The organism is Bacteroidia bacterium (assembly GCA_033391075.1).
Classification (GTDB): domain Bacteria; phylum Bacteroidota; class Bacteroidia; order J057; family J057; genus JAWPMV01.
The window spans coordinates 3831426-3843642 of sequence record JAWPMV010000001.1 but is presented as its reverse complement, the minus strand read 5'-3'; the positions used below and the strand labels follow the sequence as shown (position 1 = coordinate 3843642).

The window sequence follows — 12217 nt, the reverse complement described above, 5'->3', positions numbered from 1 at the left end:
TTAGGGTTCAAGTTTAATTTCAGATACAGCAGCTCCTGAAGGAACCATTGGGAATACATTCTCTTCTTTTTCGACTACGATATCCAGTAGATAAGGCCCATCATGAGCCAACATGGTTTCGAGTGCCTGATCAAGTTCTGCGCGAGTTTTTACCCTTTGGGCAGGAATGCCATATCCATCAGCTATTTTTACAAAATCCGGATTGGTCAATTCTGTAAAAGAATAGCGACGATCAAAGAATAATTGCTGCCACTGTCGAACCATACCCAGAAAATTATTATTCAGGATGATGACCTTAACAGCTGTATTATTCTGGCTCAGACATCCGAGTTCCTGTATAGTCATCTGGAAAGATCCATCTCCGATGATGGCCAAAACTTCTCGTTCTGGTACTGCCAATTTTGCTCCGAAAGCAGCAGGCAGGCAAAAGCCCATGGTTCCCAGGCCTCCAGAACTCACCCAGCCATCCGTATCTTTATATTTATAATAGCGAGCAGTCACCATTTGGTGTTGACCTACATCGGTAACCACGATTGCTTTTCCTTCTGTTTTATCAGAAAGCTTATTCACAACTTCGGCCATATGGCAAAGCTCTCCTTCCGGATTCATATCCTTCATGATGACTTTTTCATATTCTTCTGCTGCACAATCTCTAAATCGCTGCATCCATTCCTCATGTGAGTTATCATTCACCAGGGGATATAGCGCACGTAAAACAGCTTTGGCATCTCCCACTAATGGGACAGCCGCTTTTACATTCTTGTCGATTTCAGACTCATCGATTTCGATATGAATGACCTGGGCCTGCTTGGCATATCGATTTACATCACCGGTAACCCGATCATCAAATCGCATACCCACAGCCATAATGACATCAGCCTCATTGGTCAGGACATTGGGACCGTAATTTCCATGCATACCCAGCATGCCGGTATGAAGAGGATGATCTGATTCTAAAGCAGATAGTCCTTGCAGGGTGCTTCCCACCGGAATACCGGTTTTTTCAATGAAAGCACGAAACTCAGGCTGTGCTTCTGAAATTAAAACCCCATGTCCTAGCAGGATGTAGGGCTTTTTGGCATTATTCAGGAGGTCAGCTGCTTTATGTAAGCAAGCCTGATCAACTTCCGGATAGGGATGGTAAGCTCTGACTTTATTGCAGGGAGTATAGAAGAAATCAAGTTCTCCCAGTTCTGCGTTTTTGCAAATATCAATCATTACCGGTCCCGGCCTTCCTGAATTTGCCAGATAAAAGGCTTTGGCAAAAACTTCGGGGATCTCACGGGCATCGGTAATTTGATAGCTCCACTTGGTGATGGGCATGGTAATACCGATCACATCAACTTCCTGGAAAGCATCAGAACCCAGCAGATGGCGAGGCACCTGTCCGCTGATGCAGACCATAGGGGTAGAATCGATCATGGCATCTGCAATCCCTGTTACCAGATTGGTAGCTCCCGGACCGGAAGTTACGAGGCAGACCCCTGTCTTGTTGGTTACCCTGGCGTAGCCTTGAGCTGCATGTGTTGCACCTTGTTCATGTCTGACCAGAATGTGGTTAAGCACATCCATATAATCATACAAAGCATCATACACAGGCATAATGGCTCCTCCCGGATATCCGAAGATGGTATCAACCCCCTCGGCAATGAGAGATAGGATTACGGCCTCTGAGCCCGAGACTTTTTTCCCGGTGGCTGAGAGGACTTGTTGAGAAGCTTTAAACGCAGTCGGCATTTTTATATTAGTCTAAAAATATTCTATTGGTCAGTAACACAGCCTTCTGAGGCAGTGGATACAGTTTTGCTGTATTTGTAAAGTACTCCCCGACTTACTCTGGGAGGTTTGGGGCTCCAGCTGGCCCTTCTTTTCGCTATTTCTTCTTCCGAAATATGTGCAACGATCTTATTGTCTTTTGCATCTATGGTGATTTTATCTCCATTCTCCAGCAAGCCAATCAAGCCGCCAACCTGAGCTTCCGGAGTGATATGTCCCACAACAAATCCATGGGTGCCTCCGGAAAATCTTCCGTCGGTAATCAGGGCTACACTATTTCCCAATCCAGCTCCCATAATGGCTCCGGTTGGTTTTAGCATCTCAGGCATGCCCGGTCCTCCTTTGGGTCCTTCATAGCGAATTACGATTACTTCACCTGAAACTACTTTCCCGGCTACTATGGCTTCATTTGCCTCAAACTCACTATCAAAAACATGAGCTACTCCTTCAAATACTTCTCCTTCTTTTCCTGTGATTTTTGCTACACAACCATCCTCAGCTAAATTCCCATACAGGATTTGCAGATGGCCACTCTCTTTGATGGGATTGTCGAAAGAGTAGAAGAGTTTTTGTTCTGCAGGAAGTCCCGGAAGCTCAGCCAGATTTTCAGCCAGCGTTTTACCGGTAACTGTCATACAATCTCCATGCAGATAACCGGCTTCCAACACCATTTTCATTACAGCAGGTGTGCCTCCCAATGCATGTACATCCTTCATCAGGTATTTACCTGAAGGCTTTAGATCCCCGATATAAGGAGTTTTATCACTGATTCGCTGAAAATCATCCAGGGTGATATCTACTTCGGCTGCCTTGGCGATAGCAATCATGTGCAAGGCAGAATTGGTAGATCCTCCCATAATCATGATCATGGTCAGGGCATTTTCAAAAGCCTTTTTGGTCATGATATCTCTGGGAAGAATGTTCTCAGAAAGCAAATGCCTGATAGCACTTCCGGCTTTCAGGCATTCCGCATATTTATCTTCACTTACGGCTGGATTCGAAGCACTGTAGGGAAGACTCATTCCCATGGCTTCTATGGCTGTAGCCATCGTATTTGCCGTGTACATACCTCCGCATGCACCCGCTCCCGGACATGCATTTTGTATGATGCCTTTGAAGTCTTCCGGACTGATGTTGCCGGCAACTTTTTCGCCCAAAGCCTCAAATGCGGAAACGATGTTCAGGGTTTCTCCTTTATAATGTCCTCCAGCTATAGAACCTCCGTACACCAGAATAGAAGGACGATTGAGGCGAGCTATAGCCATCATGGCACCCGGCATATTCTTATCGCAACCCACAACTGTGATCAGGCTATCGTACCATTGGGCATTTACTACAGTTTCTATGGAGTCGGCAATTACATCTCGGGAAGGAAGAGAGTAACGCATTCCTTCCGTTCCCATTGACATTCCATCACTCACACCTATCGTGTGAAAGATCAGACCCAAAAGGTCCTCATCCATTACTCCGGCTTTCACGCGTGTTGCCAAATCATTCAAATGCATATTGCAGGTATTGCCCTCGTAACCGGTGCTCACGATGCCTACCTGTGCCTTGTTCAGGTCTTCTTCACTCAAACCCAAACCGTATAGCATAGCCAATGCTGCTGGCTGAGTTTCATCCTGGGTCAATCTTTTACTGTAGCGGTTCATATCGTTTTAGCTATGTAGAAGTATGTTTTTTGAATGAGTTCTAAATAATTCCGTTTTCTCTCTTAATTGCTGATCCAAAAGCAAAAAACCATTCTCTGTAAGGAGAATGGTTTTTATTATGTTATGTATGCAAAACCACTCTCCTTCAATTACGAAGAATAATGCTTACGACATTAATAATAATGGATAGTATGGATTGCAAAATTTTCATTTTTTCTTTTGAACGCTGTAAATATGGAAACCTTTCATTTGCTTTCCAAATATTAAGCTAAATTTTTAGGCCTCTAGGCCAAATTTCTTGTCGAAGAGACTGAGAATGAAGGAAAAGCCTTTGCAAAAAGATTTTTTCGGGATTAGAAGATGCTTTCCCTTCTTAACAGGATTCGACTTATCTTAGCGATTGATCATCAGTTTTTGAAATAGATGAGTGCTTACATTTTAGCCAAAGACCCAGCAAAGCTGTCATTGCGAGCCGGAAACTACGGCGAAGCAATCCTCTTGATTTTTATAAGGTTATTGGATTTAAGGAGATTGCTTCACTTCGTTCGCAATGACAATTGCTTGTAGACTCGAAAAATGCAGATAAAAGAATTATACATCACGAAAGCCTCAGGGGAATTAGTTCCCTACGATGGAAAGAAACTCAGGCAATCTCTGACCAAGGCAGGAGCCGATGAACTGACAGTACGTGAAATCGCAGAAGAGGTAGAGGCGACTTTGGTACCGGGCATTTCTTCCCGCAAAATTTACCAAAAAGCCTATGCTCTGCTCAAAAAAAATGGCCGCCCTTGTGCAGCAAAATATAAATTGAAATCAGCGGTAATGGAGCTTGGGCCTTCGGGTTATCCTTTCGAAAGATTCGTGGGAGAGATTCTTAAGAAGCAGGGTTTTGAAGTGAAAGTGGGAGTGGTGATGCAAGGGAAAGGGATTACTCATGAAGTCGATGTATTTGGGGTAAAGGGCAATCGGCAGATTATGGTTGAATGTAAATTCGGAAATACTGCCTCCAAAAAAGTGGATGTACGGGTAGCCATGTATATTCATTCTCGTTTTCGTGACTTGCGAAACGAATGGAAAGAAAATCCAGACTTTCGAGGCCGGGAGTATGAAGGCTGGATCGTTACCAACTCACGCTTTACAGAGGATGCCCTGAATTACGGAACCTATTATGGGATGAATCTCGTTTCCTGGGGATTCCCTAAAGAGGGAAATTTGCGAGACCTGATCGAAGCAGAAAATCTATATCCTATTACGACTTTAACCTCCCTTACCAAAAAAGAGAAGCAAAAATTGCTGGATAAAGGAATTGTCCTCTGCCGTGATTTGCTGGGCAAGGATGAATTACTGAAGAGCCTCAATATCAGGCCTACCCGAATCAATAAAGCCTATCAGGAAATAGAAGGGCTTTGTGATTAAAGCAGGCTCAAAAGAGTAGACTTAAATTCCGGATAGCCAATTCCAATTTCGATAGATTCTTTTTTGCGATCACGGAGAATCTCCAGCCTTTCCGGAACAGGAACCTTTCTATCCAATACAGGCTCAATCACATCCAGAAATTTGGCCGGATGAGCAGTTCCTAAAATGACTCCCTGATAATTTGGATTATTTTTCCTGAAGTCATGAAAAGCTAAATAGGCCACGGCTGCATGTGGATCTATGATATAGCCATAGGCATCATAAACTGCCTGGATGGCTTCTCTCGTTTCTTCATCCGTGTAGCTAAACCCACTGATCTCAGCTTTCATCTTCTCCCAATCCTCTCCGAATAGGTCCCTCATTCGTTCAAAATTGCTGGGATTACCTACGTCCATGGCATTGGAAATGGTTGGAGAAGAAGGCCTGGGGCTATATTCTCCTGAAGCCAGGTAAGCGGGAACGATGTCATTGACATTGGTAGCCGCAATGAAATGATCTATGGGAAGTCCCATTCGTTTGGCTAATAATCCGGCTGTCAAATTCCCAAAATTTCCACTGGGCACCGCAAAGGCAACTTTTTTATCGTTTTGTCTTAATTGTTGCCAGGCGCGGAAATAATAGAAAGACTGCGGGATCAGGCGGGCTATGTTGATGCTATTCGCCGAACTCAGTCTCATCTCTTCATTGAGTTCTTTATCCAGAAAAGCCTCTTTCACCAATGCCTGACAATCATCAAAAGTTCCATCTACCTCCAATGCCTGTATATTATGGCCGAGGGTGGTCAACTGCTTTTCTTGTAGCAAGCTTACCTTTCCACTGGGATAGAGGATGACTACTTCGATTCCTTCGGTTTGATAAAATCCTGAAGCTACCGCTCCTCCGGTATCGCCCGAAGTTGCCACCAGGATGTAGAGCTTCTTCCCTTCATGTTTGACAAAATAGGACATCAGCTGGGCCATAAAGCGGGCGCCAAAATCCTTGAAGGCCAGGGAAGGCCCGTGAAACAGTTCCAAAATATGCTTGTCCTCATCCAGACTATGCACCGGCGCATCAAAATTGATGGCTTGCTCGATAATAGCTTTCAGTTCTTCATCCGGTATGGCTCCTTTCAGCAAGCATTTACTCACTTCATAGGCCAGTTCCGGAAAGGACATCTGGGGCAGCTTTTGGAAAAACTCAGGGGGCAATTGAGGGATTTCCTCCGGCATGAAGAGTCCTTTATCTTCGGGTAAACCCTTGAGGACTGCTTCCTTGAGGCTACGGAAATTGTTCTTATTTTTGGTACTGTAAAGTCGCATAGCGCCGCGAATTAACCTAAAAGCCTGAAATAATGAAAACCTATCTGTCTATTCTTTCGCTGATTCTCTTGATTTCCTGTCAAACGCAGAATCAGACCAAAAAGAAGGTTATGGAAGAAAAAAAGCCCCTCATTGAGCAAAAAATGAGTACTAAGGAGGAATTCGCGGATGTTTTCGCTCCCTGGAACGGTAAGTGGAAGGGGCAATTCATCGTCTATAATGATCCCAATGGTCAGCAAAAAGGAAAGGCCCAACCTCGGGAGATCAGTAAAGCTTTGCTGGATGGAATGGGGCTGGAAGAATCGCTTCGCATTGATGTCGAGCAAGCATATGAATCTACTTCTCCTTTTTACCAAACTGTCAAGATTACCGATACTTACACCGATGGAAATGGGGAGGTCAATGTCGTCGAAAGTACGGGCTATAATAAAGTGGAGGACAGCCAAATCCTCTGTGTGGTGAATAAGCCCGACGAGCAGGTAATTCATCAGGGCATGGTGCCGGCAGATAGTACAATTATCTGGGGCCGTGATTTGAGAGAGCCTACCAAAGTGGAGTATTTCTATGAGGAAATTAAGGCCAATACCTATTTCATTGTGGGTTGGGGATACTATGGGGAGGATGATCCAGAGCTAACGCCAAAGACCTGGTTTTATGCGGCTTATGAGAGAGTGGAATAGGAGTTTTCTGGTGTTCTGGTATTCTTGTGTTCTGGAATAGGGGAAGAGTTTGTATCAGTACATCCACTTGAACTTGAACTTGAACTTGAACTTGAACTTGAACTTGAACTTGAACTTATCTCTATGTTGACATAGAGCGGATGATTGGGGTCTTATGTTAAAAACCCTTCCTCTTTCATCTAGCTTAATTTAGTATCTCGTAAAGGATAATCTGATTGATATGGCTTTATTTCATGCTAGAAGATTGATTAATGTGGAGGAATATCACCTCATGTCCGAGGTAGGTATTCTGAAGAGAGAGGATCGTGTGGAATTAATCCAGGGAGAGATTTTCACCATAAGCCCAATCGGAAGTAAGCATGCTGGACACGTAAAGCGGATTAACAGGATTCTGAATAAGTTACCTGAAAATGAGGTGATTATTAGTGTCCAAGATCCAGTCAAACTGAATGATTTTTCGGAGCCTGAACCTGATATTGCTATTCTTAAATTTCGAGCAGATGATTATACGGATAGCCATCCTGGTCCTGAGGATATCATTCTAATAATTGAAGTCGCTGACAGTTCGCTTGAATATGATCAGCAACTAAAACTTCCAAATTATGCGTTAGCAAATATTCCAGTTTGCTGGATTGTTGATTTGGAAAATGGGCAGATTGAAGTTTATACAAATCCGAAGGATGGAAACTATTCCACAAAAGACCTCAAAAAGCATGTTGATGTTTTGAGAATTCAAGGCTTTGATCTGGAAATACTCGTATCAGATATTCTAAGCTAATTAAAAATTGTAGGGGCAGATGATCATCTGCCCCATTTTATCAAATTATTTTATCGTTCAATCTCCTCCATTCCCTTCGCCTTCAATATCTCATTTAGTTTGGGTAAATCACTATCCAGATTTGCTTTCAGCTTATCCAGATGTCCCGCCAATTCTTTGGACAATTCATCAAAGACCTGATAGGCTCCATCCGTAGGTTTAGCATCTCCATTTTCCATACTTCTTCTCAGGGAAGCCAGTCGATTGTTCAGGCGGATGGGGAAATTGAGGGGATCTTGTCCACTTTGGTTTTTGGTCTGATAAAGATCCTCTTCAATATTTTGCATCGTTTTCAAGAGCTTTTCTGCCATTTCTCCGAAAGCTTTATCTTCCATAGCCGAAATTCTTTCCTCGATTTGTGCACGAATTTTTCTGATTTGAATTACCGCATCATTGGCTTCTGTTGTTTTGTCCCGAATGTTTGAAGCCAGTTCAAATTGCTCCTGTAAATCTGCTTCTGTTATCCCTTTCAAATTAGGATTCATGTTAATGGAAAAAGATTTCGTTTGAGATTCCTCTCCCACAGTGATCCTGACCTGATACTTACCCAAAGGAGCCTTGGGACCACGAGTGGGTCTGGCGCTCCAAATGATCATGCCATCAAAGCTACTGGCCCCTTTATACCGTAAATCCCAACTAAAGCTATTCATACCTGCTGCGGTAGTAGGTTTACTTGAACCGCCTCTTCTCCACCAGGGAATATTTGGATCGACTGTATATTTGGCTTCAGTACCTTCAAAGCTATCGATCAAATTTCCCTTTGCATCCAATACCTCAACCAAGACCTGATCAACCTCTTCTCCTAAATAGTATTGAATATCAGCTGTATTGATCCCACGAATGGCATCTCTGGGCTCAAAAACAACCAATTTCTCCTCCAGCATTTCTTTCTTGTATTCTCTAAGCGGACCGATTTCATCCAAAATCCAAAATCCTCGCCCATGAGAACCCAGTACGACATCATTGTCTTTGATAACCAGGTCGCGAATCGGTGTATCGGGTAAGTTGAGCTGAATGGGTTGCCAATGATCTCCTGCATCCTGAGATACATAAACTCCATGTTCGGTTGCCAGAAACAATAAGCCGGGACGAATATGATCTTCTCGAACCGCTCTGGCAAAATGACCGGCTTTGATCCCATTGATAATTTTGGTCCAGGTCTTTCCGTAATCCGTCGTCCTGAACACATAGGGCTCACGATCATCCACCTGATAGCGATTGGCTGCCAGATAAAGGGTACCCGGATTGTGGCGAGATTCGTCTATGATGCTGATGCGAGAAAACTTGGGAAGATCGGGAGGGGTAATGTCTGTCCATTTCTTTCCTCCATTACGGGTAATATGCACTTTACCATCATCCGAACCGGCCCAAATGGTATTGATGTCGTGATAGGAAGGAGCCAATGCAAAGACCGTTGCATAAATCTCCGGACCATTCATATCCATGGTAATAATCCCACCTGTTTTTCCTAAAGTAGAAGGATCTGCATAGGTCAGGTCTGGACTGATCTTCTCCCAACTCTGACCGTCATTGGTGGTTTTCCAAACATGCTGCGAACAGGTGTACATCACATTGGGGTCCTGATGGGCAAACATGATGGGGAAGGTCCATTGCCAGCGTTCGGGTAGGGCAGAGGCGGGTTCGCCAGAAAAGAAACGCGGATATACCTGTATGTCGCGTGTCTGTCCATTGCTGCGGTCATAGCGGGTCAAAAGTGCGCCCTGACTTCCTGCATAGAAAATGTCGGGCTTTGTCGGATGTTGACTGATCCAGCCACTTTCTCCCCCACCTACAGGATAATACCAGCCATGATTGGGTCCACGGGCTTGTCTGTGCCCCCAGCCATCAGAGGGAACGGCTACCGTACTATTGTCTTGCTGTGCTCCCGCAACATGGTAGGGAACATCGCTGGTGGTCATGACATGATAAAGCTGGGTCGTAATATAATCCTGCTCCGTCCAGGTTTTTCCGCCATTGATAGAAACATTGCCGCCCCCATCATTGCTATTGACCATGCGCATAGGATCATTGGGGTCGATCCAGAGGTCATGATTATCTCCATGAGGAACTCGGATGGTTTGGTCGAAATTTACGCCTCCATCTGTTGATTTATAGAAGCCGGTATTCAAACAGTAAACCGTTTCTTTGTCCCAGGGATCAGCATAGATACGAGAATAGTAGAAGGCTCTTTGCCTGAGTTTTCTTTCGCTATTGGTGCGCGTCCAGGTCCATCCTCCATCATCCGAACGAAAAACTCCGCCTTCATTGGCTTCAACTATGGCCCAGACGCGATTGGGATCAGCTGGGGAAACGGTAACTCCGATCTTTCCAATAGGGCCTTCTGGCATGCCGGGATTTTGGGTCAAATCGATCCAGTTATCTCCACCGTCCACAGACTTCCACAATTTACAATCCGGACCTCCGCCCCACATTTTCCAGGCTTTGCGATAGACCTGCCAGGTGGAGGCATAGAGAACTTTGGGATTGGTGCGATCGATGATGAGGTCAACAGCACCTGCCTTATCACTCACGTACAGTACTTTTTCCCAGCTATTCCCTCCATCCGTAGATCGAAAAACGCCTCTTTCTTCATTGTCTCCATAGGGATGCCCTAAAGCAGCTACGTAGACGATATCGGGATTGGTAGGATGAATGCGAATGCGAGATACCGCCTGGGTTTCTTTGAGGCCTAAGTGGCGCCATGTCTTTCCTCCATCCGTGGTTTTGTAGACCCCATCTCCCTGGGTGATGCTTCCTCTTAGCTGAACTTCTCCCATGCCGATATAAACGACATCCGGATTGGTTTCTGCAACTGCCACGGCTCCAACGGATGAGCTGGTCACTTGTCCATCGGTAACGGGGAACCAATTAGTGCCTCCATCAATGGTTTTCCAGAGTCCTCCTCCGGTAGCTCCGAAATAGTATTCGTTTTTGCGGCCCGGACTTCCTGAAGCTCCTAGCGAACGTCCGCCGCGATTGGGACCGATATTGCGCCACTCCATTTTTTCGAAGAAACGGGCATCGATGCCATTATCAGATTCATTATTTTTTTGTGCCTGTGATTTTATTGGGGAAAGGAGCAGGCATACTCCTAGTATGAGGATGATTCTTTGTAGTAGCATGTGTTGGGTGTTTCTTTTTGAATAAAGATAAAGGAAAATGTTTTTTATTTCGTCTTAGTGGCTTGTCTTCTTTTTCCTTAGATGAAAAAGAAGCAAAAAATCAAGCTGCTGCAAAGCCAACGCACGGTCCGGCCCCCGCACCCGATGCAGCAGCGAGGCCCCGTCGCCGCCTGGATGTGATTTTTTTTGGGAGTCTGTTAGGGCTTGCGGGAAGGGGTTGAAATGGCTCAAAAATAAGTCCCTTCAGTGCGCAAACGTTCAATCGCCTCTTCCCAGACCTCATAATCCGCATCTTTTTGAATAAAGCCATTAGCGCCTAACTCTTTGAGCTGGAAGAGAAGACCTTCATCGGCATGTAGGGAGATGATGGCGACTTTGCAATCGGGATAGCTGCTTTTGATTTTAGGTAAAGTTGCGATGCCGTCCAGGATGGGCATTTCCAGATCGAGAAGGATGAGTTCGGCTTGCTGGTGTTGAAGTTTGTCCAATAAGTCTTGTCCGTTTTCTGCTTCGAAGATGAGATTTGCATCTGCGATGTCTTCCAATAAAGCAGCGATTCCTTTGCGGTAGAGGGCGTGGTCGTCAACGAGAGCTATTTTCATGAGTGAGTTCTATTGAAAGTTGGGTGCCTTGTCCGGGAGCACTTTGAAAGTCATAGTCTCCCCCAATAGCTTTGATGCGACTTTCGATATTTCGGAGGCCGAGTCCTTTGGCTTCTTTCTTTTTGCCTTCCAGGTCGAAGCCTTTGCCATCATCTTTAATTTCGAGGCTGATTTTGTCTTCCTCGTATTGCAGATGCAGGCGGATTTGTCGGGCCTCGGCATGTTTGATCGCATTGTTGATGAACTCCAGGGCGACTCGATAGAGCCCTAATTCCTTTTGAGCTTCCAGGCGAACTTCTTCTCCTTTGATCTTGAAGAGCAATTGAGGGCCTTCTTCCTGTTGGGCTTTGGCGACCATGCTTTTCAGGGCTGCTACCAGGCCAAATTTATCCAAAAGGGGCGGGAGTAAGGCATGAGAAATATGCCTGACTTGCTGGATGCTGTCCTTGAGCATATCACTGGTTTCATCCAGTAAAGGGCTGAGTTTTTTGGGTTCTTCGGTCTTACGGCTGGCCAGACTGAGGTTCATCTTGACAGCAGAGAGCATGGCCCCGATCTCATCGTGAAGATCGCGGGCAATGCGCTGGCGTTCGATTTCCTGGGTTTCTATGGTAGCCGAAAGAAGCTTCTGTTGGTGCTCAGCTTCCTTTTCCAGCATATCAAAACGCTGCCGCATCAGCCTCCTTTGGTACACCAGCACAAAGAAGATGATGAATCCTACCAAAGTCAGCATGATCAGGGTGCTGACAAGGAAGATTTGGGGAAGGGCTTCTGTTCCTTGCATAGAAAGGCTATGGAATAGAAAATATATAAGAAAATATTGAGGATAAAGCTTATAACCCTGATTTGTTCTT

Annotated in this window: 9 protein-coding genes; 3 read left to right on the top strand and 6 right to left on the bottom strand. The window is 45.0% G+C overall.

Annotated elements, in window-relative coordinates:
- Both ilvB and ilvD read right to left on the bottom strand, forming a co-directional pair.
- The gene (gene ilvB, locus R8P61_15410) at positions 1–1737 is read right to left on the bottom strand and encodes a biosynthetic-type acetolactate synthase large subunit (protein MDW3648453.1); all 1737 of its coding nucleotides are present in this window, start codon (positions 1735–1737) and stop codon (positions 1–3) included.
- Positions 1738–1760: 23 nt separating this feature from the next.
- Positions 1761–3428, bottom strand: coding sequence for a dihydroxy-acid dehydratase (ilvD, locus tag R8P61_15405; GenBank protein ID MDW3648452.1), 1668 nt, complete (start codon positions 3426–3428; stop codon positions 1761–1763).
- Between the two features lie 576 nt (positions 3429–4004).
- On the opposite strand from ilvD, the gene R8P61_15400 reads away from it, so the two are divergent.
- Positions 4005–4844 (top strand): restriction endonuclease, encoded by an 840-nt coding sequence (locus R8P61_15400; GenBank protein ID MDW3648451.1) that lies wholly within the window; start codon positions 4005–4007, stop codon positions 4842–4844.
- Here R8P61_15400 and thrC read toward each other — a convergent pair.
- Positions 4841–6142, bottom strand: coding sequence for a threonine synthase (gene thrC / locus R8P61_15395; protein MDW3648450.1), 1302 nt, complete (start codon positions 6140–6142; stop codon positions 4841–4843). The two genes, R8P61_15400 and thrC, sit on opposite strands and share 4 nt — an antisense overlap.
- 32 nt (positions 6143–6174) lie before the next feature.
- Between thrC and R8P61_15390 the strand changes: the two genes are divergently transcribed.
- Positions 6175–6822, top strand: coding sequence for a hypothetical protein (locus R8P61_15390; GenBank protein MDW3648449.1), 648 nt, complete (start codon positions 6175–6177; stop codon positions 6820–6822).
- Between the two features lie 220 nt (positions 6823–7042).
- Complete coding sequence (locus tag R8P61_15385; protein ID MDW3648448.1) at positions 7043–7600, top strand: Uma2 family endonuclease; 558 nt, start codon at positions 7043–7045, stop codon at positions 7598–7600.
- A gap of 50 nt (positions 7601–7650) precedes the next feature.
- On the opposite strand, the gene R8P61_15380 is transcribed toward R8P61_15385, so the two are convergent.
- From R8P61_15380 to R8P61_15370, 3 genes are all read right to left on the bottom strand, one after another.
- A complete protein-coding gene (locus R8P61_15380; GenBank protein ID MDW3648447.1) occupies positions 7651–10761 on the bottom strand; it encodes a glycosyl hydrolase in 3111 nt (1036 codons plus the stop codon).
- Positions 10762–10988: 227 nt separating this feature from the next.
- Entirely contained in the window at positions 10989–11363 is a 375-nt protein-coding gene (locus R8P61_15375; GenBank protein MDW3648446.1) for a response regulator transcription factor, read from the bottom strand.
- A complete protein-coding gene (locus R8P61_15370; protein MDW3648445.1) occupies positions 11344–12147 on the bottom strand; it encodes a sensor histidine kinase in 804 nt (267 codons plus the stop codon). Before R8P61_15370 ends, R8P61_15375 begins: the two co-directional genes overlap by 20 nt.
- Between the last annotated feature and the right edge of the window lie 70 nt (positions 12148–12217).

Coding starts and splice junctions, on each gene's coding strand:
- ilvB (MDW3648453.1), bottom strand. CDS start 1,737: ATGCCGACTGCGTTTAAAGCTTCTCAACAAGTCCTCTCAGCCACCGGG.
- ilvD (MDW3648452.1), bottom strand. CDS start 3,428: ATGAACCGCTACAGTAAAAGATTGACCCAGGATGAAACTCAGCCAGCA.
- R8P61_15400 (MDW3648451.1), top strand. CDS start 4,005: ATGCAGATAAAAGAATTATACATCACGAAAGCCTCAGGGGAATTAGTT.
- thrC (MDW3648450.1), bottom strand. CDS start 6,142: ATGCGACTTTACAGTACCAAAAATAAGAACAATTTCCGTAGCCTCAAG.
- R8P61_15390 (MDW3648449.1), top strand. CDS start 6,175: ATGAAAACCTATCTGTCTATTCTTTCGCTGATTCTCTTGATTTCCTGT.
- R8P61_15385 (MDW3648448.1), top strand. CDS start 7,043: ATGGCTTTATTTCATGCTAGAAGATTGATTAATGTGGAGGAATATCAC.
- R8P61_15380 (MDW3648447.1), bottom strand. CDS start 10,761: ATGCTACTACAAAGAATCATCCTCATACTAGGAGTATGCCTGCTCCTT.
- R8P61_15375 (MDW3648446.1), bottom strand. CDS start 11,363: ATGAAAATAGCTCTCGTTGACGACCACGCCCTCTACCGCAAAGGAATC.
- R8P61_15370 (MDW3648445.1), bottom strand. CDS start 12,147: ATGCAAGGAACAGAAGCCCTTCCCCAAATCTTCCTTGTCAGCACCCTG.